Annotated in this window: 21 protein-coding genes; 18 read left to right on the top strand and 3 right to left on the bottom strand. The window is 73.1% G+C overall.

The features are described 5' to 3' along the window. Positions 1 to 48: 48 nt before the first annotated feature. On the bottom strand, positions 49 to 1,197 hold the full coding sequence (locus HD601_RS01425; protein ID WP_184829347.1) for an ROK family protein: 1,149 nt from the start codon (positions 1,195 to 1,197) through the stop codon (positions 49 to 51). A 191-nt stretch (positions 1,198 to 1,388) separates the two neighbouring features. Between HD601_RS01425 and HD601_RS01420 the strand changes: the two genes are divergently transcribed. From HD601_RS01420 to lysA, 10 genes are all read left to right on the top strand, one after another. Further along, positions 1,389 to 2,966 (top strand): ABC transporter substrate-binding protein, encoded by a 1,578-nt coding sequence (locus tag HD601_RS01420; RefSeq protein WP_184818637.1) that lies wholly within the window; start codon positions 1,389 to 1,391, stop codon positions 2,964 to 2,966. Between the two features lie 40 nt (positions 2,967 to 3,006). After that, positions 3,007 to 3,969 carry an ABC transporter permease gene (locus HD601_RS01415; protein WP_184818635.1) on the top strand — a complete coding sequence of 321 codons (963 nt, stop codon included), beginning with the start codon at positions 3,007 to 3,009 and terminating at the stop codon, positions 3,967 to 3,969. A gap of 5 nt (positions 3,970 to 3,974) precedes the next feature. Continuing rightward, positions 3,975 to 4,847, top strand: a complete 873-nt coding sequence (locus HD601_RS33315; RefSeq protein ID WP_184818633.1) for an ABC transporter permease subunit — start codon at positions 3,975 to 3,977, stop codon at positions 4,845 to 4,847. Continuing rightward, the gene (locus tag HD601_RS01405; protein WP_184818631.1) at positions 4,844 to 5,866 is read left to right on the top strand and encodes an ABC transporter ATP-binding protein; all 1,023 of its coding nucleotides are present in this window, start codon (positions 4,844 to 4,846) and stop codon (positions 5,864 to 5,866) included. The genes HD601_RS33315 and HD601_RS01405 overlap by 4 nt, the downstream gene beginning before the upstream one ends. After that, positions 5,863 to 6,858 carry an ABC transporter ATP-binding protein gene (locus HD601_RS01400; protein WP_221440456.1) on the top strand — a complete coding sequence of 332 codons (996 nt, stop codon included), beginning with the start codon at positions 5,863 to 5,865 and terminating at the stop codon, positions 6,856 to 6,858. The genes HD601_RS01405 and HD601_RS01400 overlap by 4 nt, the downstream gene beginning before the upstream one ends. Further along, on the top strand, positions 6,855 to 7,757 hold the full coding sequence (locus HD601_RS01395) for an ROK family protein (RefSeq protein WP_221440455.1): 903 nt from the start codon (positions 6,855 to 6,857) through the stop codon (positions 7,755 to 7,757). The genes HD601_RS01400 and HD601_RS01395 overlap by 4 nt, the downstream gene beginning before the upstream one ends. Next, on the top strand, positions 7,757 to 8,509 hold the full coding sequence (locus HD601_RS01390; protein WP_184818629.1) for a glucose 1-dehydrogenase: 753 nt from the start codon (positions 7,757 to 7,759) through the stop codon (positions 8,507 to 8,509). Before HD601_RS01395 ends, HD601_RS01390 begins: the two co-directional genes overlap by 1 nt. 288 nt (positions 8,510 to 8,797) lie before the next feature. Then, positions 8,798 to 9,085: a helix-turn-helix domain-containing protein gene (locus tag HD601_RS01385; RefSeq protein WP_184818627.1), complete on the top strand. Its 288-nt coding sequence runs from the start codon at positions 8,798 to 8,800 to the stop codon at positions 9,083 to 9,085. Continuing rightward, the gene (gene argS, locus HD601_RS01380; RefSeq protein WP_184818624.1) at positions 9,082 to 10,740 is read left to right on the top strand and encodes an arginine--tRNA ligase; all 1,659 of its coding nucleotides are present in this window, start codon (positions 9,082 to 9,084) and stop codon (positions 10,738 to 10,740) included. The genes HD601_RS01385 and argS overlap by 4 nt, the downstream gene beginning before the upstream one ends. A 3-nt stretch (positions 10,741 to 10,743) precedes the next feature. Continuing rightward, positions 10,744 to 12,153: a diaminopimelate decarboxylase gene (gene lysA, locus HD601_RS01375; protein ID WP_184818622.1), complete on the top strand. Its 1,410-nt coding sequence runs from the start codon at positions 10,744 to 10,746 to the stop codon at positions 12,151 to 12,153. On the opposite strand, the gene HD601_RS01370 is transcribed toward lysA, so the two are convergent. After that, positions 12,154 to 12,774 carry a class I SAM-dependent methyltransferase gene (locus tag HD601_RS01370; protein WP_184818619.1) on the bottom strand — a complete coding sequence of 207 codons (621 nt, stop codon included), beginning with the start codon at positions 12,772 to 12,774 and terminating at the stop codon, positions 12,154 to 12,156. 99 nt (positions 12,775 to 12,873) lie between these two features. Here HD601_RS01370 and HD601_RS01365 point away from each other — a divergent pair, with 99 nt between their 5' ends. From HD601_RS01365 to HD601_RS01345, 5 genes are all read left to right on the top strand, one after another. Then, positions 12,874 to 13,818 carry a S1C family serine protease gene (locus tag HD601_RS01365; RefSeq protein WP_184818617.1) on the top strand — a complete coding sequence of 315 codons (945 nt, stop codon included), beginning with the start codon at positions 12,874 to 12,876 and terminating at the stop codon, positions 13,816 to 13,818. A gap of 68 nt (positions 13,819 to 13,886) precedes the next feature. Then, positions 13,887 to 14,810: an ABC transporter ATP-binding protein gene (locus HD601_RS01360; RefSeq protein WP_184818615.1), complete on the top strand. Its 924-nt coding sequence runs from the start codon at positions 13,887 to 13,889 to the stop codon at positions 14,808 to 14,810. Next, a complete protein-coding gene (locus tag HD601_RS01355; RefSeq protein WP_184818613.1) occupies positions 14,807 to 15,520 on the top strand; it encodes an ABC transporter permease in 714 nt (237 codons plus the stop codon). Before HD601_RS01360 ends, HD601_RS01355 begins: the two co-directional genes overlap by 4 nt. Before the next feature lie 23 nt (positions 15,521 to 15,543). Next, on the top strand, positions 15,544 to 16,695 hold the full coding sequence (locus HD601_RS01350) for a sensor histidine kinase (protein ID WP_184818611.1): 1,152 nt from the start codon (positions 15,544 to 15,546) through the stop codon (positions 16,693 to 16,695). Next, positions 16,692 to 17,297: a response regulator gene (locus HD601_RS01345; RefSeq protein WP_184818609.1), complete on the top strand. Its 606-nt coding sequence runs from the start codon at positions 16,692 to 16,694 to the stop codon at positions 17,295 to 17,297. Before HD601_RS01350 ends, HD601_RS01345 begins: the two co-directional genes overlap by 4 nt. A gap of 690 nt (positions 17,298 to 17,987) precedes the next feature. On the opposite strand, the gene HD601_RS01340 is transcribed toward HD601_RS01345, so the two are convergent. Then, complete coding sequence (locus tag HD601_RS01340; RefSeq protein ID WP_184818607.1) at positions 17,988 to 20,273, bottom strand: ATP-binding cassette domain-containing protein; 2,286 nt, start codon at positions 20,271 to 20,273, stop codon at positions 17,988 to 17,990. 165 nt (positions 20,274 to 20,438) lie between these two features. Between HD601_RS01340 and HD601_RS01335 the strand changes: the two genes are divergently transcribed. Genes HD601_RS01335 through thrB form a run of 3 tightly spaced genes read left to right on the top strand, consistent with a single transcriptional unit; the run spans position 20,439 to position 23,715 of the window. Beyond that, complete coding sequence (locus tag HD601_RS01335) at positions 20,439 to 21,731, top strand: homoserine dehydrogenase (RefSeq protein ID WP_184818605.1); 1,293 nt, start codon at positions 20,439 to 20,441, stop codon at positions 21,729 to 21,731. Positions 21,732 to 21,745: 14 nt separating this feature from the next. Further along, complete coding sequence (thrC, locus tag HD601_RS01330) at positions 21,746 to 22,816, top strand: threonine synthase (RefSeq protein ID WP_221440453.1); 1,071 nt, start codon at positions 21,746 to 21,748, stop codon at positions 22,814 to 22,816. Further along, positions 22,813 to 23,715 carry a homoserine kinase gene (gene thrB / locus HD601_RS01325; protein WP_184818602.1) on the top strand — a complete coding sequence of 301 codons (903 nt, stop codon included), beginning with the start codon at positions 22,813 to 22,815 and terminating at the stop codon, positions 23,713 to 23,715. The genes thrC and thrB overlap by 4 nt, the downstream gene beginning before the upstream one ends. Positions 23,716 to 23,883 lie beyond the last annotated feature (168 nt).

Genomic DNA, 23,883 nt, shown 5'->3' with positions numbered 1-23,883 from the left:
TCCTCGTCGTGTGCCCGGCTCGCGTCACACCCACCCCGGAGCATGATGTCATCCGGTGGCGGCGCCGATCTGGTCGAAGATCTGCGCCTCGACGGTGTCGATGCCGCGCCGGACCGCGCCGAGGGCGATGGCCTGGTCCTCCAGCGAGGTGACGTGGACGCGCGGCGGCGCCGGTACCGCGGCGTCGAGCTGCTGCTGCAGCCAGGGCACGTACGCGCCGAGCTGCTCGCCCACCTCGCCGCCGAGCACGACGATCTGCGGGTTGAGCACGGCCGCGATGCTGGCCAGCCCGCGCGCGAGGTGGCCGAGGACGGCGTCGACGATGCCGGCGGCGGTGCGGTCGCCGTCGTGGGCCGCGGCGAGCACGGAGGAAGCGCTGACCTCGCCGCCGTCGACCGGGCGCAGGCTGGTCTCGTCGCCCCGGGCGATCGCCTCGGCGGCGAACGCGCTGAACGCCGTCGCGCCGGCGGCCGCCTCGAACGGGCCGAGCCCGGCCGCGGCGGCGGTGGTGGGGAGGTCGCGGACCACCGGCAGGTAGCCCACCTCGCCCGCGGCGCCGTCGGCCCCCGCGTACACCGTCCCGTCGATGAGGAAGCCCATGCCGACGCCGACGTCGATCTGCACGTAGGCGGCGTTGCGCAGCCCCGCGGCCTCGCCGCGCCAGTACTCGCCGATGACCGCGAGGTGGACGTCGTGCTCGAGCAGCACCGGTGCCGCCAGGGCGTCGGACAGCAGCCGGGCGAGCGGCCGGCCCTCCCACCCGGACAGCTGCGGCACCAGTCGCACCGTCCCGGACTCGCGGTCGACGATGCCGGGCGTGCCGACGACGACGGCCCGGACGGCGGACCAGTCGATCTCGGCCTGCGCCACGACGTCGCGCACCGTCTGCCGGACCGCCCGCACCACCTCGTCCTGACGGCCGCCGTGCGGCGTGGGCCGCCGCGCCGAGCCGAGGATGGTGCCGTCGAGGTCGGAGAGCAGCGCGAGGATCCGCGAGGACTCGACGTCGACCCCGACCACCAGCCGCCGGCGCGCGTTGAACTGCAGCAACCGGGCCCGCGGGCCGGGCCGGCGGGGCCGGTCGGTGCCGCCGTCGAGCGACTCGGTGATGAGGCCCTCGGCCAGCAGGGTTTCGACAACCTCGTTGACGGTTGGCTTGGAGATTCCGCTGGCGCGCACGACGTCGCTGCGCGGCATGGGGCCCTCGCTGCGGATGACGCGCAGGACATGGGCCAGGTTGAGGCGTCTGAGGACCGAGGGCGATCCCGCCGCGGTGTCCCCCGGAGGTGTGACCTTCACCACGAATACCCCTTGACAGGATAGGTAGGTTTCTTATCTAGTTATACCCGATTCGCTCACGTTCGGCACGGATGCGAGAGGTGTGAGACATGCGTACTCATCGAAGCACCGGCGTCCGCCGCCGGTGGCGTGCAGGGGCCTCGTCCGCGGTGGCGCTGATCGTCCTGGCGGCCTGCGGAGGCTCCGGCGACGACGGTTCCGGCGCGGGTTCCGAGGAGGGTGGCGCCGAGGGCGCCGCCGAGATCACGATCTCCATGGTCGAGGACGCCGACACGCTCGACCCCACGTTCGGCCAGACCTTCGGCGGCCGCTACGTGTTCATGCACATGTGCGAGAAGCTCTACGACCTCAGCCCGGACCTCGAGATCGTGCCCCAGCTGGCGGCTGAGCTGCCCACGGTGTCCGAGGACGGCCTGACGGTGACCATCCCGCTGCGCGAGGGCGTGCAGTTCAACGACGGCGAGCCGTTCGACGCCGAGGCCGTGAAGACCTCGCTGGACCGGCACCGCGAGACCGAGGGCTCGGCCCGAGCGGGCGAGCTGGGCCCGGTGGCCGAGGTCCGCGTCGCCGACCCCATGACGGTCGAGATCGCGCTCCAGCAGCCCTATGCGCCGCTGACGGCGATCCTGGCCGACCGCTCCGGCATGATCATGTCGCCGGCCAAGCTCGAGGAGCTGGGCGAGGACTTCACCCAGGACCCGTCCTGCGTCGGCCCGTTCGACCTCGTCGAGCGCGTCGTCGGCGACCGCATCGTCCTCGAGAAGTCCGACCTGTACTACGACGCCGACCAGGTGCACATCGACCGCGTCACCATGCGCCCGATCCTCGACGACACCGTCCGCGTGGCGAACCTGCGCTCCGGTGAGATCGACGTCATCGACCGCATCCCCACGACGGAGTACGCGCAGCTCGAGAGCGCCGACGGCATCACCGTCGACACCCTGCCGTCGCTGGGCTTCGACACCCTCATGCTCAACACGGTCGACGGGCCGTTCGCCGACGTGCGGGTGCGCGAGGCGTTCGAGCTGGCCCTGGACCGCCAGGAGATCAACGACACCGTCTACGGCGGCCTGCACTCCACGAGCTGCCAGCCGTTCCCCGGCGCGAGCCCGTACTTCCTCGACGACCTCGAGTGCACCGAGCGCGACCCGCAGGCCGCCATGGACCTGCTGGCCGAGGCGGGCGTGGCGACGCCGGTCGCGATCGACCTGGTGCTGCTGAACAACACCCTCAGCACCCGGCGCGGCGAGCTCATCCAGGCGCAGGCCGCCGAGGCCGGCTTCGAGGTGAACGTCCGCCCGACCGAGGTCGGCACGCTCATCGACGACGCCGCGGCGGGATCCTTCGACGCCGTGGTGCTGACGTGGTCCGGCCGGGCCGACCCGGACGGCAACTTCGCCACCTTCGAGCACACCGACGGCGGGCAGAACTTCGGCAAGGCGTCCGACCCGGACGTCGACGCCGCCATCGAGGCCGCGCGCACCGTCAACGACCCGGCCGAGCGGGCCACCGCCTACGCGGCTGCCTGGGAGCTGGCCCGGGCGCGGCACAGCGAGGTGGTCCTGATGAACCCGAACCTGCTCACCGGCTGGCGCGACTCCGTGCAGGGTCTGCAGCTCGTCCCGGACGGCCTGATCCGGCTCAAGGGAGTGTCCGTCACGGAATGACGGGGAGCGTCCGCCACGCAGCGACCGAAAGGACGGGTCGATGACCGCGTACGTGATCAGGAGAGCGGGCTGGGCCATCGTCACCCTCCTGCTGGCCTCGGTCGTGGTGTTCCTCGGCGCGCACGCCCTGCCCGGCGATCCGGCCCTGGCGCTGGCCGGGCAGGAAGGTGCGCGCGACCCGGAGCTGCTGGCGGCCATCCGCGAGCGCTACGGGCTGGACCAGCCGCTCCCCGCACAGTACGTCGCCTGGCTGTCCCAGGTGCTGCAAGGCGACTTCGGCCAGTCGATCCGCACGTCGCTGCCGGTCGCGGACATGGTGGCCGACCGGATCCCGGTGACCCTCCAGCTGGCGGCGTGCAGCCTGCTCGTCGCCATGCTGGTGGGCATCCCGATCGGGGTGCTGGCGGCCATGTACCGCGGTCGCTGGCCCGACCACCTCGGCAACGCGCTGACGCTGACCGGGATGTCGGTGCCGAACTTCTGGGTCGGGCTGATCCTCATCGCGGTCTTCGCGGTGCAGCTCGGGATCTTCCCGGCGTCGGGGTTCGTGGCGTTCGCCGACGACCCGGTGGCGAACCTGCAGCACCTGGTGCTGCCGTCGGTGGTGCTGGGCATGGGGCTGTCGGCGGTGATCATGCGCCAGACGCGGTCGTCCATGGTGCAGACGCTCTCGGCCGACTTCATCCGGACCGCGCGCGCCAAGGGGCTGTCGGAGTGGTCGGTCGTGGTCCGGCACGCCCTGCGCAACAGCCTGCTGACCGTCACGACGATCCTGGGCCTGCAGCTGGGCCTGCTGATCGCCGGCTCGGTGGTGACGGAGCAGATCTTCCTCATCCCGGGCTTCGGCAAGCTGATCATCGACGCCGTCTCCACCCGCGACTACCCGGTGATCCAGGCCGTCACCCTGCTGGCCGCCGTCGCCTACATCGTCGTCAACCTGCTGGTCGACGTCCTCTACACCGTCCTGAACCCTCGAGTCCGGCTGGAGGCGAAGGCAGCGTGAGCGCCGTGACGACCGTCGACACCCCATCCTCCGAGCCGGTGGTCCGGAGGCGCGGCGTCCTGCGCCGCATCGCCGGGCACCGCACCGGGCGCATCGGCCTCGTCCTCGTGGGCGGGGTGGTGCTGGTCGCCCTGCTGGCGCCGGTGCTCGCGCCGTTCGGGGCCGAGGAGATCACCGGCTCGCCGGCGCTCTCCGGCCCGTCCGGGGCGCACTGGCTGGGCACCGACGAGCTCGGCCGCGACGTCGCGTCGCGAATCATCTGGGGCAGCCGGACGTCGTTGCAGGTGGGCGTGCTGGCGACGCTGCTCGCGCTGCTGGTGGCGCTGCCGCTCGGGCTGGTGGCCGGGTACTTCCGCGGCGGACTGGACACCGTCGTCATGCGGCTGACCGACACCGGGCTTGCGTTCCCGTTCATCGTCCTGGCGGTCGGCCTGACGGCGATCCTCGGGCCGTCGATGGTCAACGCCGCCATCGCCATCGGCGTCTCGCAGGTGCCCATGCTCATCCGGGTGGTCCGCGGCGAGACGCTCTCGGTGCGCGAGGAGGACTACATCGCCGCCTCGGTGGCCGACGGCGCCGGCAGCGCCCGGATCCTCGGCCGGCACGTCCTGCCGAACATCGTCAACACGTTGATCGTGCAGGTCACGGTGTTGATGCCGTTCGCGATCATCACCGAGTCGATGCTGTCGTTCCTCGGCCTCGGCGTGCAGCCGCCGACGCCGTCGTGGGGGGTCATGCTCACGGCCGCTCAGGCGTACACGACGACGGCGCCGTGGCTGGCGGTCTTCCCGGGCCTGGCGATCTTCGTCGCGGCGCTCGGCTTCAACCTGCTCGGCGACGGCGCCCGCGACGCCCTGGACCCACGGAGGGCACGATGACCCCGGTACTCGAGGTGGACGGGCTCTCCGTCGGGTTCCGCTCCGGCGACGGCGAGGTGCTGGCGCTCGACGACGTGTCGCTGCGGGTCGAGCCGGGCGAGATCGTCGGTGTCGTCGGCGAGTCCGGCTGCGGCAAGAGCACCCTCGGCCTCTCGATCATGGGGCTGCTGCCGGGCAGCGCGTCGGTGCGCGGCGGCGGCGTGCGGCTGTCCGGGCGCGACCTGCTCACCCTGCCGCCCGGCGACCTGCGCCGGCTGCGGGGGAGCGAGGTCGGCATGATCTTCCAGGAGCCGATGACCTCGCTCAACCCGGTCATGCCGGTGGGCCGCCAGATCGGCGAGGTGCTGCGTCGGCACCGCGACCTGGGCCGGACGGCGGCCGCGGCGCGCGCCGTCGAGCTGCTCGACCTCGTCGGCATCCCCGACGCTTCGAACCGTAGCCGTGCGTACCCGCACCAGTTGTCCGGCGGCATGCGGCAGCGCGTGATGATCGCCATCGCGATCGCCTGCGAGCCGAAGCTGCTCATCGCCGACGAGCCCACGACGGCCCTCGACGTCACTGTCCAGGCGCAGATCCTCGACCTGCTGCGCAGCCTGCGCGACCGCGTCGACCTGGCGATCATGCTGATCACACACAACCTCGGCGTCATCGCGACCATGGCCGACCGGGTGTCGATCATGTACGCCGGGCGCAAGGTCGAGGAGGGCCCGACCCGCGACATCCTCGACACCCCGCGACATCCGTACACCGCGCGGCTGCTCGCCTCGACGCCCCAAGCGGCCCGATCGGCGACGGTGTCCGCTGCGGCTTCCGGGGGGATCGCGGGCGGGCCGGAGCACGGCGGGCGGCGGCTGGCCGAGATCCCCGGCCGGGTGCCCACCATGACCGCGCCGGCGACGGCGTGCACGTTCGAAGCCCGCTGCCACCGCGGCGTCGACCAGTGCGGCCGGGTCCGCCCCGAGCTGGAACCGGCGGGCGGGGGCCTGGTGGCCTGCTTCAACCCGGAGGAGTCGTGGTGAGCCCCGAGGGGACGGTTCTGCGGGCGAGCGGCCTGGTCAAGGAGTTCCAGGTCGGGTCGCTCGGCCACCGGTCGGTGCTGCGCGCCGTCGACGGCGTCGACCTCGACCTCGCGGCGGGCGAGACGTTCGGCCTGGTCGGCGAGTCCGGCAGCGGCAAGTCGACCCTGGGCAAGGTGCTGCTGCGACTGCAGACGCCGACCGCCGGGACGGTGGAGTTCGAGGGCCGCGACATCTCCCGCGCCGGGGGACGTGAGCTGCGCGCCGTCCACCGCCGGCTGCGGATGGTCTTCCAGGATCCGTACTCGTCGCTGGACCCGCGGATGTCCATCGGCGACATCGTCGCCGAGCCGCTGCGGCTGCACCGGGTGGCCAGGGGGCGCTCGCTCGAGGAAAGGGTGAGTGAGCTGTTCGACCATTGCGGGCTGGCGGCGGCGTGGCGGCACCGCTACCCGCACGAGCTCTCCGGCGGGCAGCGCCAGCGGGTCGGCATCGCGCGCGCCCTGAGCCTGCAGCCGTCGGTCCTCATCGCCGACGAGCCGGTCTCGGCGCTCGACGTGTCGGTGCAGGCCGGCATCCTCAACCTGCTCAAGGACCTGCAGGCCGAGCTGGGGTTCACCTGCCTGTTCATCTCGCACGACCTCAGCGTCGTGGAGTTCATGTGCGACCGCATCGCCGTCATGTACCTCGGCCGCATCGTCGAGGTGGCGAAGGCGAGCGAGCTGTTCGCGCAGCCCCGCCATCCGTACACGCAGGCGCTGCTGTCCGCGGAGCCGCCGCTGCACGCCGTCGACGGGGCGGCCCAGCGGGTGGTGCTCAGCGGCGACATGCCCAGTGCGCTCGACCCGCCGCCGGGGTGCCGGTTCCACACCCGCTGCCCGGTCGCCGAGGCGGTCTGCCGGACCGACGACCCCGCGCTGGTTCCGCGCGGCGACGACGGCCACCCGGTCGCCTGCCACCTGGTGCTGGCCGACGGAACGGGTCCCCGTCTGTGACCGCGGGAACGGTCATCGCGCTGGACGTGGGCGGCACCGTCATGAAGGGCGCCGTCTTCGACCGGGCGATGAACGTGCTGGCCGAGACGTCGCGGCCGACACTGCGCGACCGCGGGCCGGACGCCGTCGTCAAGTCCGTGCTCACCGCGTTGGAGGAGCTGGCAGCGCATCCGCGAGCGCGGACGGCAGCGGCGGCCGGGCTGGTCGTGCCGGGCATGGTCGACGCGCAGACCGGGACGGCGCTGTGGTCGGAGAACCTCGGCTGGACCGACGTGCCCTTCACCGAGCTGGCTGTCGCGCGCACCGGGCTGCCGGTCGCGTTCGGGCACGACGTCCGGGTCGCCGCGCTGGCCGAGTCGCGGCTCGGTGCGGCCCGCGACCGTGACGACGTGGTGTTCCTCGCCATCGGGACGGGGATCGGCGCGGCCCTCATCGTCGACGGCAACCTGCTGGAGGCGGGCGGCTACGCGGGCGAGATCGGGCACGTGCGGGTGGCGGGCTCCGAGCCGTGCGCCTGCGGCGGGCACGGCTGCCTCGAGACCGTGGCGTCGGCGGCCGCCATCGCCCGGCGGTACGGCGAACGCAGCGGCCGCGTCGCCGACGGGGCCGCGGAGGTGCTGGCCCGGGCCAGGGGCGGTGATCCGGTGGCGCGCGCCGTCTGGCAGGAGGCGGTCGAGTACCTGGCACAGGCGCTGGCCATCGGCTCGTCGCTGGTCGGGCCCGAACTGGTGGTCGTCGGCGGCGGGCTCTCCCTGGCCGGCGACGACCTGCTCGTGCCGCTGGCCCGGCGCCTGGACGAGCTACTGACCCTGCAGCGCCAGCCGTCGCTCGCCCCGGCCGCGCTGGGCGACCGGGCAGCCTGTCTGGGGGCCGGCCTGCTGGCCTGGGAGCTCGCGTAGTGCGGGGGCTGGCCGGTCGCGGAGTGCTCGTGACGGGCGGGACCAGCGGCATCGGCCTGGCGACCGCGCGGCGCTTCCTGGCCGAGGGGGCGCGGGTCTTCGTCTGCGCCGACGACGCGGCCGCGGTGGACGCGACGGTGGCCTCGCTCGGTGTCGGCGGCATGTGCTGCGACGTGAGTCGTTCCGCGGACGTGGATGCGATGGCGGCAGCGGCGTCGGACTGGCTGGGCGGCGTGGACGTGCTGGTCAGCAACGCCGGCATCGCGAGCCGCTCGCCGTTCCTCGACATCTCGGCGGAGTCGTTCGACCGCGTGGTCGCCGTCAACCTGCGCGGCACCTTCCTCGTCACCCAGGCCGTCGCGCGCGGCATGGTCGCGCGCGGGCGAGGTGGGGTGATCGTGACCATGTCCTCGACCAACGGCCTCGGCGGCGAGGAGGACTATGCGCACTACAACGCCACCAAGGCCGGCGTCCTGCTGCTCACCCGCACCATGGCCGTCGAGCTGGGGCGGCACGGGATCCGGGTGAACGCCCTGTGCCCCGGCTACATCGCGACCCCGCTCAACGCCGCCATCGCCTCGGGGTTGGGGGAGGGTTTCGTGGAGACGTACGTGCGCGACCGGATCCCGCTCGGCCGGGCGGGTCTCGCCGAGGACGTCGCGGGCGCGTGCGCGTTCCTCGCCTCCGACGACGCCGCCTTCGTCACGGGGACGGAGCTCGTCATCGACGGGGGACAGCTGGCGGTGATGTAGAGGTTCTGCGGGGTCTCGCGTGGTTGCGCGGGGTGGCCCCGTCCCCCCTGCTGCCCATTCTCTTGTCCGGGTGCATCGAGGACGGTTCCGGCCGTCGCGGTCGGGCCGGCGTCCTGGTCTGCTGTCACGTCGTGGTCTGGTGTCACGCGAAACGCCCGAACTCGGCCGGAACGCGTGACGTGAGACCAGGACGTGACGCCAGACCAGGAGGCACCGCCGCGGAAGCGGCGAGGCGTGGACGAGGAGGCAACCCCTCAACCCCGGCCGACCGGTATTAGTATTGGGCGCATGGTGCGAGTCCCGTTGACCCTCGACGAGCGTGAGCGTGGCGAGCGGCTGGGCCTGTCACTGCGCGAGGCGCGCGGCGACCGCAGCATCGTCGACGTCGCGACGCAGGCGGGGATCTCGCCCGAGACGCTGCGCAAGATCGAGCGGGGCCGCATCCCCACGCCGGCGTTCTTCACCGTGGTCGCCGTCGCCGACGTGCTCGGGCTCAAGCTCGACGAGCTGCTGGCCGGTCTCGCCGCGGATACCGAGAGGATCCCGGCCGGCGATTTGGCTACGCTTGCTCGGTGACCCCCGAACAGCTCTCCAGCGCGGTACGTGACGTTCTCACCGCCGCCGTCGACGCAGGTGACCTCGCCCTGCCCGACGGTGTGCCCACCCAGGTGAGCGTCGAGCGACCGCGCAACCGCGACCACGGCGACTACGCCACGAACGTCGCGCTCCAGCTGGCGAAGAAGGCGGGCACCAACCCGCGGGCGCTGGCCGAGCTGCTCTCGGCGCGCCTGCGTCAGGTCGACGGCATCGAGGCCGTCGACATCGCGGGGCCGGGCTTCCTCAACATCACCGTGTCGGCCGCGGCGCAGGGCGAGCTGGCCCGCACCGTCGTCGAGGCGGGCGAGGCGTACGGCCACGGCACGGCGCTGGCCGGCACCACCATCGACGTCGAGTTCATCTCGGCCAACCCCACGGGGCCGCTGCACCTCGGCCACGTCCGCTGGGCCGCCGTCGGTGACGCGCTGGCGCGGGTGCTCGAGGCCGCAGGGGCCGCCGTCACCCGCGAGTTCTACATCAACGACCGCGGCGGCCAGATGGACAAGTTCGGCGCGTCCATCATGGCCCGGGCGCACGGCGAGGCGGTGCCCGAGGACGGCTACCACGGCGAGTACGTCAACGACCTCGCCAAGGCCGTCGTCGCGCAGGAGCCCGGCATTCTCGACCGCCCGCGCGACGAGCAGCTCGTCGCGTTCCGCGAGGCGGGCTACCGCCTGCAGCTGGCCGAGCAGCAGTCGCAGCTCGAAGAGTTCCGCACGCACTTCGACGTCTGGTACTCCGAGCGCAGCCTGCACGACAACGGCCGGGTCGAGCACGCCCTCGACGTGCTGCGGCAGCAGGGCCACCTGTTCGACGCCGACGGCGCGCTCTGGATGCGCACCACCGACTTCGGCGACGACAAGGACCGCGTCCTGCGGCGCAGTAACGGCGAGTACACCTACTTCGCCGCCGACGCCGCCTACTACGTCGACAAGCGCGAGCGCGGCTTCGACATCTGCGTGTACCTGCTGGGTGCCGACCACCACGGCTACATCGGCCGGCTCAAGGCGCTTGCGGCGTGCGCGGGCGACGACCCCGAGTACAACATCGAGATCCCCATCGGCCAGCTGGTCAAGATCGTGCAGGACGGCCAGGAGCTGCGGCTGTCCAAGCGCGCCGGCACCATGCTCACGCTCGGCCAGGTGGTCGAGGCGGCCGGCGTCGACGCGCTGCGGTACTCGCTGTGCCGCTACCCGGCCGACTCCCCGCTGACGCTCGACGTCGCCCAGATCACGAAGCAGACCTCGGACAACCCGGTCTTCTACGTGCAGTACGGCCACGCCCGGCTGGCGTCCATCCTGCGCAACGCCGCGGAGCTGGGCGTCGACAAGGGCGAGCTGAAGCCCGAGCTGCTCGACCACGAGCGCGAGTCGCTGCTGCTGGGCGCGCTGGCCGAGTTCCCGCGGGTCGTCGCCACGGCGGCCGAGCTGCGCGAGCCGCACCGCGTCGCGCGCTACCTCGAGGACACCGCGTCCACCTTCCACAAGTTCTACGACGTCTGCCGCGTGCTGCCCATGGGCGACGAAGAGGCCACCGACGTGCACCGCGCGCGGCTGTGGCTGGTCGAGGCCACCCAGGTGGTCCTGGCCAACGGCCTCGCGCTGCTCGGCGTCGTCGCACCGGATCGGATGTAACCCATGCGCGCACACGAAGCCGGCGCCTTGCACGCGGAAGCCGGCCACCGCGGCCCGTCCTGGCTGCGCGAGCCCGACGATGTCAACGCGCTCTTCCCCGGCCTCTGGGCCGACGGCGTCGAGCGCGACGACGACGGCGTCCTGCGGGTCGGCGGCCTGTCGGTGAAGGAGCTGGCCACCGAGTTCGGTACCCCGCTCTACGTCGTCGACGAGACCGACTTCCGCCGGCGGGCGCGGGCGTTCAAGGACGCGTTCGGGGGCATCCTCGGCGGGGCCGACGTCTACTACGCCGGCAAGGCGTTCCTGTCGGTCGCGACGGCGCGCTGGATCGCCGAGGAGGGGCTGAGCCTCGACGTCTGCTCCGGCGGCGAGCTGGCCGTGGCGCTGCGGGCCGGCTTCCCGCCCGCCCGCATCGGCCTGCACGGCAACAACAAGTCGGTGTCCGAGCTGGTCCGTGCGCTCGACGCCGGCGTCGGGCGCATCGTGCTCGACTCGTTCGAAGAGATCGACCGGCTGGCCACGCTCGCCGCGTCCCGCGACGTCCGCGCCGACGTCCTCATCCGCACCAAGGTCGGCGTCGAGGCGCACACGCACGAGTACATCGCCACCGCGCACGAGGACCAGAAGTTCGGCTTCTCCATCGCCTCCGGCGAGGCCGCCGAGGCGGTCCGGGCCGTACTGAAGTCGCCGTCGCTGCGGCTGCTGGGCCTGCACTCGCACATCGGCTCGCAGATCTACGACACCGCCGGCTTCGAGGTCGCGGCCCGCCGGGTGCTGCGGCTGCAGGCCGACATCCGCGACGAGCACCGCGTCGAGCTGCCCGAGCTCGACCTCGGCGGCGGCTTCGGCATCGCCTACACCAGCCAGGACGACCCGCAGCCGCCCGCCGTCCTGGCCGCGGGCATGGCCGAGATCATCGAGCACGAGTGCGCCGGCTACGGCCTCGCGGTGCCGCGGCTGAGCATCGAACCCGGCCGCTCCATCGCCGGCCCGTCGACCTTCACGCTCTACGAGGTCGGCACCGTGAAGTCTGTTCCGCTCGACGGCGGCGCCTCGCGCCGGTACGTGGCCGTCGACGGCGGTATGAGCGACAACATCCGCACCGCCCTCTACGACGCCGACTACTCCTGCACGCTCGCCTCGCGCGGCTCCTCGGCCGCGCCGGTGCTGTCGCGCGTGGTCGGCAAGCACTGCGAGAGCGGCGACATCGTCGTCAAGGACGAGTTCCTCCCCGACGACGTCGCGGCGGGCGACCTCGTCGCCGTCCCCGGCACCGGCGCCTACTGCCGCAGCATGGCCAGCAACTACAACCACCAGCCGCGTGCCGCGGTGGTCGCCGTCCGCGACGGCGACGCCCGGCTGATCATGCGCCGCGAGACCGAGGACGACCTCCTCACCCTCGACGTCGGCTGATCAACGGCCGCGTAGGGTCAGCGACTGGAACCACCCAGCCGCGCCGAGCGGCACCCGGTGGAAGTCGACGACGTCGAAGTGCTCGCCGGTGAAGGCGAGCAGCTGCTCGTCGGTGCGCCAGGAGAAGAACCGCGGCGGGTCGTGCCGGTCCGTCTCGACGACGCCCTCCGAACCGTCGCCGCCGTAGACGCCGAGGAAGAACAGCCCGCCCGGGCGCAGCAGCCCGTTCACCGACGACAGCGCCGCCGGCAGGTCGGCGTTCGGCACGTGCAGTAGGCAGTTCAGCGCGTATGCCGCGTCGAACGACCCCGCCGGCAGGTCTGGCGCGACCACGCTCATCACTCGAGCCGACAGTCCCTTCGCCGCGCAGGCGGCGACCATCTCGGCCGTCAGGTCCGTCGCCACCACGTCCAGCCCGTTCGACTGGAAATACAGCGCGTCCTGGCCGGTGCCGGCGCCGATCTCGACCAGCGTTCGCGCGCCGGCCGCCCGCAGCCGGTCGAGGAAGGCGGCCCGCTCGGCCAGCTTCCAGTCCGTCTTGGCCATCGCCTCGCGATACTCCACTCCGCCGGCGTAGGCGGCGCGGAGGTCGTCGGCGACGTCGTCGAAGCGGGCGCTCATGGGTCCATTCTGGCGGTGTGTCCGCCCACGGCGGACACGGGAGTAGCGTGCGCGGTACCCGGCGTTGACCCCTGCATCTCGAGGTTGGGGAGGTGCGCCATGGCCGAGGAGCTGGACGCGTATTCGCAGGTGGTGACCAGTGTCGCGCGCACGCTGCTGCCGTCGGTCGCGAGCCTGGCGGTCCAGGGCGAGCGGCGCGGCCGCACCGGCGTCGTCGGCACGGGCTCGGCGGTGGTGTTCACCGGCGACGGGTTCCTGCTGACCAACGCGCACGTGGTGGGCGGCTCCAGCCGCGGGACGGCGGCGTTCGCCGACGGCACCGAGGTCGGCTACACCGTCATCGGCCGCGACCGGCTCTCCGACCTCGCCGTCGTACGTGCCGACGGCGACACCCCGCCGCCGGCCACGCTCGGCGACGCCGACGAGCTGGTGGTCGGGCAGCTGGTGGTCGCGGTCGGGAGCCCGCTGGGGCTGTCCGGCTCGGTGACGGCCGGCGTGGTCAGCGCGCTCGGCCGGTCGATGCCGGCGCAGAGCGGGCGCACCGTGCGCATCATCGAGGACGTCATCCAGACCGACGCCGCGCTGAACCCGGGCAACTCCGGCGGAGCGCTGGCCGACGCGCACGCGAAGGTCGTCGGCATCAACACCGCCGTCGCCGGGGTCGGGCTGGGCCTCGCCGTGCCGATCAACGCGACCACGAACCGCATCGTCACGACACTGCTGCGCGACGGCCGCGTGCGCCGGGCGTTCCTCGGGGTCGCGACGTCGCCGGCGCCGGTGCCGCCGTCGCTGGCCGAGCGGATCGGCCGGACCAAGGGCGTGCGCATCGTCCACGTCGAGCCGAACAGCCCGGCCGAGGTCGCGGGGCTGCGGCCCGGCGACCTGGTCGTCACGGTCGGCGGCGAGCCGGTCGACGACGCTCAGGCGCTACAGCGGCGCATGTTCGCCGAGGCCATCGACGTGCCGCTGCCCATCACCACGTTCCGCAACGGCGCCATGGTCGACGTCATCGCCCGGCCGGTGGAGCTCGTGGACCAGTCGTGACAACTGTCATGCCCAGGACCGGACGGCGGTGACCTCCGCCCGGGCCGGCGCGGGCGGACGCTGGAGGCATGACAGGACGACCCACAGCTCCGCACGCGGTCCGGCTGGCCGGGCTGCGCAAGACCTACGGCGACACCGTCGCCGTCGACGGCCTCGACCTCGAGGTCGCACCCGGTGAGATCGTGGCCCTGCTCGGGCCCAACGGCGCCGGCAAGTCGACCACCGTCGACCTCATCCTCGGCCTGAGCCGCCCCGACACCGGCACCGTCGCCGTCTTCGGCCGCGGCCCGCGCGACGCCGTCGACGACGGCCTCGTCGGCGCCATGCTGCAGGACGGCGCCATGCTCGAGGACGCCACCGTCGGCGAGATGGTCGCGCTGTTCGCGGCCGTCCAGCCGCACCCGCTGCCCGTCGCCGACGTGCTCGCGCGGGCCGGCCTCACCGACCTGGCGAACCGCCAGGCTACCGAGCTGTCCGGCGGGCAGGCGCAGCGGGTCAGGTTCGCGCTCGCGCTGGTCCCGGACCCCGACCTCGTGGTCCTGGACGAGCCGACCGTCGCCATGGACGTCGCGACCCGGCGAGAGTTCTGGGCGGCCATGCGCCGCTTCGCCGCCGCCGGCAAGACCGTGCTGTTCGCGACCCACTACCTCGACGAGGCCGACGGGTTCGCCGACCGCATCGTCCTGCTCCGCGACGGCAGCGTGGTCGCCGACGGCACGCCGCGGCACATCAAGTCGATCGTCGCCGTCCGCACCGTGCGCGCCGTCGTGCCGGACCTGCCGTCGTCGGCGCTGACCGAGCTGTTCGGGACCGACGGCGTCACCGTCGCCGACACCGGGGCCGGCCACGAGGTCCGGATCCGCACGGCCGACGGCGACGGCGTCCTGCGCACGCTGCTGGCGCACTCGCCGGGCGCGCACGACATCGAGGTGACGGGCGCCGACCTGGAGGAGGCGTTCGTGACGCTGACCGATGGGAGGACGGCACGATGAACGCGACCTACACCCTGCTGGAGATCCGCCGGCTGTTGCGCGACCGTGCCGCCCTGGTCCTCACCGCCGGCCTGCCGACGGCACTGTTCCTGCTGTACAACGCGATGTGGGGCGACGACACCGGCGCCACGACGTCGCTCATGGTGATGATGGGCGTGTTCGCCGGCCTTGCCTCGACGGTGTCCGCGGGCGGCCGGGTCGCGCAGGAGCGGCACGCCGGCTGGACCCGCCAGCTGCGGCTGTCGCCGTTGCGCCCGCTGTCCTACGCGCTGAGCAAGAGCGTCGTCGCGCTGGTGCTCGGCATGCTGGCCGCGACGTTGGTCTTCGTCGTCGGGCTGGCCGTGCAGGGCGGCGGCGCGGACCTGCCCGCCATGGCCGAGTCGTTGCTGCTGCTCTGGGTGGCGAGCATCCCGTTCGCGCTGATCGGCGTGCTGCTCGGGCAGGTCGGGTCGGCCGGCTCCGCCCAGCCGCGCGGCATGGTCGTGCTGCTCGGCAGCGCGTTCCTCGGCGGCGTGTTCGTGCCGATCGACCAGCTGCCCAGCGGCATGGAGGCGGTCGCGCAGTGGTACCCGTCGTACTGGCTCAACGCGCTGGCGCAGGCCCCGTTCGGCGAGTCGGTCGACGTCCTGCGCGGCGTGCTGACGCTGGTCGTGTGGACCGTCGTGCTCGCCGGAGTGGTCCGCTGGCGCTACGGCCGGGCGGAGCGATGAGCCCGCGCGCTACCTTGGCGACGATGTCTCCCACGCCGGTCCGTCCCGACGCGGTCCCCGCGGCCACGCCCGCCGCGCGGGACGGCGAACGGCGGCTGCCGGTGGTCGTCGGCGTCGTCTGGGCCGTCCTGCTGACACCGACGGCCGCCGGCGTGTACCAGCAGCACTACCCGCTGGGCTGGGCGATCCTCGGGTACGCGTCGGTCGCGGCGTTCCTCGGGGCGTTCTTCTACGTCTTCGCGCGGGCGGCCGCGGCCCGGCGGCGTGGGGAGCCGCCGCCATGCGCGATCCGTCGCGGCGGGTTCGTCGTGCTGTGCGTGCTCGGCACCCTGGTGGTCGGGTTCGCGGGCGAGAACGGCGTGGTCGTGTGGTTCGCGCTGAGCCAGATCGCGCTCGTGCTCATGCGGCCGCGCGAGGCCTGGGCCACCATCGGCAGCATCTGCGTCGCCGTCGTGCTGGTGCCCCGGACGCTCGGTCTGGACTGGGAGGTCAACGTCTGGTTCCTCGTCGCGATCTTCGGGTCGTCGTGGGCCACCGACGCGATCTTCCGGCTGCGCGACACCAACCTGCGGCTCGTGCGCGCGCAGGAACAGATCGCCTCCATGGCGGTCGAGCAGGAGCGGCTGCGCTTCGCCCGCGACCTGCACGACGTCGTCGGCCACAGCCTCACCGCCGCGACCGTCAAGACGCAGCTCGCCCGCCGCCTCGTCGACACCGACGACGACCGCGCCCGCGCCGAGCTGCGCGAGGTCGAGGGCCTGCTGCGCGAGGCACTGAAGGACGTGCGCGGCACCGTCGCCGGCTACCGCGAGGTCACGCTGCCGTCGGAGCTGGTCCGCGCGGCGACGGTGCTCGAGGCGGCCGGGGTGACGGCGGACCTCCCGCGCGCCGTCGACCACGTCCCGGCCGGGCGGAGCGAGCTGTTCGGCTGGGTGCTGCGCGAGTCCGTCACCAACGTCGTCCGGCACAGCCACGCGCAGTACTGCCGGGTCACCGTCACGGCCGATCGCATCGAGATCTGGAACGACGGCGTCTCCGGCGCGGCCCACGAGGGGTCGCCGGTCTCGTCCGGCCTGGTGGGACTGCGCGAGCGCGTCGCTTCGGCCGGCGGCACGCTGCAGGCCGGCCCCGACGGCCGGGGCGGCTGGACGGTGTCCGCAATGATGGTGGCGTGATCCGTTTGCTGCTCGCCGACGACCAGGCGCTGGTTCGCGGTGCGATGGCGGCGTTACTGTCGTTGGAACCCGACCTCGACGTGGTGGCCGAGGTCGCCCGCGGCGACGAGGTCGTCGCCGCCGCGCTGGACGCGCGGCCGGACGTCGCACTGCTGGACGTGGAGATGCCAGGGTTGGACGGCATCGCGGCGACGGCGGTGCTGCGCGAGCAGCTGCCCGGGTGCCGCGTCCTCGTCGTCACGACCTTCGGCCGGCCCGGCTACCTGCGGCGGGCGATCGAGGCCGGGGCCAGCGGCTTCGTCGTCAAGGACAGCCCCGCCGAACAACTCGCCGACGCCATCCGCCGAGTCCACTCCGGCCTGCGCGTCGTCGACCCGGCGTTGGCGGTGGAGTCTCTTGCGGCCGGTCCGTCCCCGCTCACCCCGCGCGAAGCCGACGTCCTGCGCGCGTCGCGCGACGGCTCCGCGGTGGCCGACGTGGCTGGTCGGCTCTACCTGTCCGAGGGGACCGTGCGGAACTACCTCTCCAGCGCCATCGGCAAGACCGGCACCCGCAACCGGGTCGAGGCGGTCCGCGTGGCCGAGCAGAACGGCTGGCTGTAGCGAGCTGGGGCGGACAGAACGGAGGCTCCGACCCGCATCGCCGGCCCCGCCGCCCCGGTGGCGAGACCCTCGATACGGGGCGGAGCCCCGCCCCCCTATCCGCCAAGACGGCGTTGTTGTCCGGGTATGACGACCCTGCGATGTGACCTGCGTCACAATGTGGGTCCGTGGAGTTGAGTTGGGGTTCCCCCCGTCCCCCTGCTGGCCAGTGTCTTGGCAGCTATCAGGGGGACGGGGGGAGTCTGGCGACGGTGGGTGGTGGCTCGCTGGCTGCGGTTATCGGGAGGGACTTTTCCTCGCTATAGCGGGGAAACTCCCTCCTGACGTCTCGTGGCCGTCCACGATGCGGGATTTGGTCGCGTTTCTTGGGCCGCCCACCAGGCTTACCCGAGCCTCAACACGCCTGCAATCGTGTTGAGGCTCGGGTAATCCTCGTGATGTAGCGGATCCTTGATGATCATCGCGGTGCACAGCCCGGCGGGCCGCAAGATGACGGCGAGGCGTGCCCAGGGTCTCCCCGTCCCCCTGATAGCTGCCAAGGTTCTTGGCCGCGAGTGCACGGGTCAAGCCGAAGCCCCGCGAGCACGCGGTTGAGCAACCACAGGGGGCGCCGGCTTGAGGCGGGTGCACGCGGCTGAGACACTGGGCAGCAGGGGGACGGGGAGCCCACCTCAGCACCCCGGCAGAACGTCAGGTCGAGCGCAACCGACGCCGGGCCAGCCACGCATACCCCGTCCCCAGCAGAGCCAGCGCCACCAGCGCACCCAGCCACGCCACCGGGTTGTGGCTCCACAGCGCGTCGTCCGGGGCGTTCGGGACGAGGTCCGTCACGTTCACGGTCGAGGCGGCCGCGGCGTAGCCCCAGCGGGCGGGGACCAGCCAGGACAGCTGCGACACCACAGCCTGCCCCGTCACCTCGATGAGCCCGCCGCAGAGGACCAGTTGCGCCATGATCGCGACCACCAGGGGCGGCATGGTCTGCTCGGGCGTCGAGACCAGGGACGAGATCAGCAACCCCAGCAGGGCCGACACGATGGCGGTCGCCGCCAGGGCGACGCCCACCTCGACGGCCCCGGTGCCAAACAGCACGCCGTCCTCGGGCCCGGCCCGGAACCAGTAGACCAGCCGCAGCAGGATCAGCGTCTGCACGACGACGACCCCGCAGAACACGGCGATCTTCGCCGCCAGGTACGCGTCCGGCATCAGTCCCGCGGCGCGCTCGTGCCGGAAGATGCGGCGTTCGGCGACGAGGTCGCGGACGGTCGCCGCCATGCCCATGAAAGCGGCCCCGACCACCAGGACCACCAGCAGCCGCATCGCCTCGGTGCTGCGCGGGCTCAGCGGACGGCCCAGGCCCGACTCGTCGGGGATGGCGAAGGTGAGCAGCGCGAGGACCATGGGCAGCACCAGCAGGAAGCCGGCGTAGCCGCGGTCGGCGGCGATGAGCCGGAGCTGACGGCGGGCCAGGACCCAGGTCTGCTGGCGGCGGCGCTGCTGGTCGATGGCCTGTGGGCCGACGATCGCCGTGGCGGTGGGCGGGCGGCCGTAGCCGCTCGCGCGGTCCAGCAGGGTCAGTGGGTTGAGCCGGTGCAGCCACGCGCGCACGTCGGCGGACGAGACGGACGGGCCCGACGGCGGCGGGGGAGGCGGCGCCGCGGCGTTCAGCCGCTCGAAGATGTCGGCCCAGTCGCCGGTCCCGAAGTGCGCCGAGATGCCCGACGGCGGGCCGAAGTACTCGACGCGGCCGCCCGGCAGCATGATCAGGACGTCGTCGCAGAGGTCGAGGTGGGCGAGGTCGTGCGTCGTGACGATGACCTGGCGGCCGCCGTCGGCCAGTTCGCGCAGGCCGGTCATGATCTGGCGCACCAGCGCGGGGTCGAGGCCGGCCGTGGGCTCGTCGAGAATCAGCAGCGACGGCCGCGTCAGCAGCTCGAACGCGATGGCGAGCCGGCGCTGCTGGCCGCCGGACATCCGCCGCACCTGGGTGTCGGCGTGCTCGGTCAGCGACAGCTCGCGCAGCACGTCGTCGATGCGCCGCTTCCGCTCGGCCGCCGTGGTGTCCTGCGACAGCCGCAGCTCCGCGGCGTACTGCAGCGCCTTGCGGGCCGTGAGCTGCGCGTGCGCGATGGTGTGCTGCGGCACCACGCCGATGCGCCCGTGCACCTCCTCCTGCTGCCGGTGCGGGTCGATGCCCTGGTAGCTGACCGTGCCCTGCGACGGCTCCAGCTCGCCGCTGATCAGCCGCAGCAGCGTCGACTTCCCGGAGCCCGACGGCCCGATGAGCGCCACCAGCCGCGGCCCCGCGACGTCCAGCGAGACGCCCGACGTGAGCACCTTGCCGCCCGGCAGCGCGTAGTGGACGTCGGAGACGTCGAGGCCGCCGCTCGACGGCGAGTCCGGCACCGGCAGCAACCCGTCGCGCGTGACGACGAAGCGCACCTTGCCGAACGTGACGACGTCGCCCTCGGCCAGCTGCGCGGTCTCGACGTCGGCGCCACGGACGAACGTCTGGTGGTGCTTGTCGAGGTCCTCGAGGTACCAGCCGTCCGCGTTCGGCGTGAGCCGCGCGTGGTAGCGGGCGGTGAGGAGGTCGTCGATGACGATGTCGTTGTCCGGCGCGCGGCCGACCCGGATCACCGACGGCGGCCGCGGCGGCTCTCCGGCAGCGACGCCATCGGCGACGGCGACCGGTGCGGCCAGCGATACCGCGGGACCGGACGGACCGCCCAGCGTCAGCTCGACGCCGTCGTCGACCAGCACCTCGGTGACCCGGACGCCGCCGCGCCAGGTGCCGCCGGAGCTGTCGGTGTCGCGCGCGATCCAGCCGCCGTCATAGGAGACGGTGAGATGCTGGCGTGAGACGCGGGACTCGGACACGACGACGTTGGCGCCGGCCGCCCGCCCGATCCGGACGACTCCGGCGGACGGCGGGAAATGCTGCGTCACCCCGCCGACGGTGACCCGCAGCACGCTCACGCGCGGAATGATACGGGGTCGCGATGCACGAGAACGGCAATGAAGGACTTGCGGCGGCGCCACGTATGGTGAGACGGATGTCTCGCATCATGGATGCACGGCGCGAGATCGTCCGGACCTCCCGGACACTGGTGCGGTGGCATTGACCGGGGTGAAGGGGGAGTGATGGCCAGCCTGCGCGTGGCACTGCTCGGATGCGGTGTGGTGGGCACGGAGGTCGCCCGCCTCCTGCACGAGCACGCCGACGACCTCGCCGCCCGGGCCGGCGCCCGGCTGGAGCTGGCCGGCATCGCCGTGCGCCGCACCGGCCGGGTCCGCGACATCCCCGGGGCCGGGCCCGAGCTGTTCACCACCGACGCCCGCGCCCTCGTCGAGCGCGACGACGTCGACCTCGTCGTCGAGGTCATCGGCGGCATCGAGCCGGCCCGCGGGCTGCTGCTCGCCGCCATGCAGCGCGGTGCCTCCGTCGTGACGGCGAACAAGGCGCTGCTCGCCGAAGACGGCGTCACGCTGCACACCGCTGCCGAGAAGCACGGCGTCGACCTCTACTACGAGGCCGCGGTGGCCGGCGCGATCCCGCTGCTGCGCCCGCTGCGCGAGTCGCTGGCCGGTGACCGCATCAAGCGCGTGCTCGGCATCGTCAACGGCACCACCAACTACGTCCTCGACCGCATGGACAGCGAGGGCAGCAGCTTCGCCGAGGCGCTCGAGGAGGCGCAGTCGCTCGGGTACGCCGAGGCCGACCCCACCGCCGACATCGAGGGCTTCGACGCCGCCGCGAAGGCCGCCATCCTGGCCGGCATCGCGTTCCATTCGCCGGTGGTCGCCGCCGACGTGCACCGCGAGGGCATCGCCGACGTCACTGCCGCCGACGTCGCGTCGGCACAGGCCATGAACGCCGTCGTCAAGCTGCTGGCCATCTGCGAGCTGTCGCCCGACGGCCAGGGCGTCGGCGTGCGGGTGCACCCGGCCATGCTGCCGCGCACCCATCCGCTGGCCAGCGTCCGCGGCGCCTACAACGCGGTGTTCGTCGAGGCCGAGGCGGCCGGCCGGCTGATGTTCTACGGCCCCGGCGCCGGCGGCGCGCCGACCGCGAGCGCCGTCCTCGGCGACCTCGTCACCGCCGCGCGCAACCGCATCGGCGACGCCGTCGGGCCGCGCGGGTCCTGGTACGCCGACCGCCCGGTGCGTCCGATGGGCGAGACCGTCACGCGTTACCACATCAGCCTCGACGTCGACGACCGTCCCGGCGTGCTCGCGGCCGTCGCCGCGGTGTTCGCCGAGCACGACGTGTCCATCGAGACCGTCCGGCAGCGTGCCGAGGGCCCCGACGACGCCGAACTGGTGATCGTCACGCACCAGGCGACCGACGACGCACTGGCGGCGACTGTCGACGGACTCACGCGACTCGATACCGTTCGTGCTGTCCTTTCGGTGATGCGCGTAGAAGGCGAGTGACCACCATGGCTGTCGTGACTCAGTCTCGGCTGTGGCGTGGCGTGATCGAGGAGTACCGCGACCGGCTTCCGGTGACGACGGCGACACCGGTGGTGACGCTGCGCGAGGGCGGCACGCCGCTGGTGCCGGCGCCGTGGCTGTCCGAGCAGACGTCGTGCGAGGTGTACCTCAAGGTCGAGGGCGTCAACCCGACCGGCTCGTTCAAGGACCGCGGCATGACGGTCGCCATCTCGAAGGCCGCCGAAGAGGGCGCCGAGGCCGTGGTCTGCGCGTCCACCGGCAACACCAGCGCGTCGGCCGCCGCCTACGCCGTTCGCGCCGGCATGCGCCCGGTCGTGCTGCTGCCCGACGGCAAGATCAGCGGCCCCAAGCTCGCCCAGGCCGTGGTGCACGGCGGCGTCATCGCGTCGGTGCAGGGCAACTTCGACGACTGCCTGCGCCTGGCCCGCGAGCTGGCCGAGACGTACCCCGTCGCGCTGGTCAACTCCGTCAACCCGTACCGGCTGGCCGGGCAGAAGACGGCCGCGTTCGAGGTGGTCGACGACCTCGGTGACGCACCCGACCTGCACGTGCTGCCCGTCGGCAACGCCGGCAACATCTCCGCCTACTGGCTGGGCTACAGCGAGTACGCCGCCGACGGCCCCGCGAAGCGGCGCCCGCGCATGTGGGGCTTCCAGGCCGCCGGCGCCGCGCCGTTCGTGCACGGTGGCCCGGTGTCCGCGCCCGAGACGGTGGCCAGTGCCATCCGCATCGGCAACCCGGCCTCGTGGGACCTCGCCATCACGGCGCGCGACGACTCCGGCGGCCTCATCGACGCCGTCACCGACGAGCAGATCCTGGCCGCGCAGCAGGAGCTGTCCGGCCGCGAGGGCCTGTTCGTCGAGCCGGCGTCGGCGGCCGGCGTGGCGGGTCTGCTGCACTACAGCCGCACCGGGCGCCTGGACGCCGGGCAGCGCGTGGTCGTCACCGTGACGGGCCACGGGCTCAAGGACGTCGACACCGCCAGCGCGTATTACGGCGAGATCCGCCCGTACGTCGTCCCGGCCGAGGCCGGCGCGGCCGCGAAGGCGCTGGGCCTGGCGTGACGACGGCGTCCGTCCGCGTCCGCACGCCGGCCACCAGCGCCAACCTCGGTCCCGGGTTCGACACGCTCGGCCTCGCGCTCGGCCTGCACGACGAGGTCGAGGTGACGGCGACGTTCGGCGGTCCGCCGGCGCCGCTCGAGGTGACGGTCGACGGCGAGGGCGCGGCGTCGGTGCCGCTCGACGAGCGGCACCTCGTCGTCCGCTCGCTGCGCGCCGCGTTCGCCGAGCTCGGCGAGCAGCCGTCGGCGCTGCTGCTGAGCTGCCGGAACGCGCTTCCCCACGGCCGCGGGCTCGGGTCGTCGGCGGCGGCCATCGTCGGCGGCGTCGTCGCGGCCCGCGCGCTGACCGGGCTGACGGCACACGACGACGCCCTCGCGCTGGCCGACCGGCTCGAGGGACACCCGGACAACGTCGCCGCGTGCCTGCTCGGCGGGCTCACCGTGGCCTGGCGCGGCGACGACGGCGCCGCCCGCGCGACCCGCGTCGACGTGCACCCCGACGTCGTGCCGATCGTGTGCGTGCCGTCGTTCGAGGTGTCGACCGAGAAGGCCCGCGGGCTGCTGCCCGACAGCGTCCCGCACGCCGACGCCGCGGCCAACGCCGGTCGCGCCGCGCTGCTCGTCCACGCCCTGGGACACCGGCCCGACCTGCTGCTCGACGCCACCGCCGACCGCCTGCACCAGCACTACCGCGAGCCGGCCATGCCGCCGACGTTCGCGCTGGTCACGGCGCTACGGGCGGAGGGTCTCGCGGCTGTCGTGTCCGGCGCCGGGCCGACCGTCCTGGTGCTCGCGGACGGCGACCGCACCGGCCGCGTCCGGGCGCTCGCCGAGGGGTGGGACGTCCGCGCATTGCAAGTGGACACGCGGGGTGCGGTTGTGGAATCCGCCACGGTGTGAGCGTGCCCGACGGGGGTGGGTCAAACGGCTGACGACGTGCTACGCTCGCTGTGCACCGACGTTCTGCTGGTCGGTATCCCATGGTGGTGACGTTCGTCGCCGAAGGCCATGGTCTTCGCCCATCTCCCACGGTTCGCACGTGCGGATTCGGCAGACGGGCGGCCCATC

Source organism: Jiangella mangrovi, from assembly GCF_014204975.1.
Lineage (GTDB): Bacteria > Actinomycetota > Actinomycetes > Jiangellales > Jiangellaceae > Jiangella > Jiangella mangrovi.
Note: the sequence above shows the minus strand (reverse complement) of the source record. Positions and strands in the feature narration are given on the sequence as shown.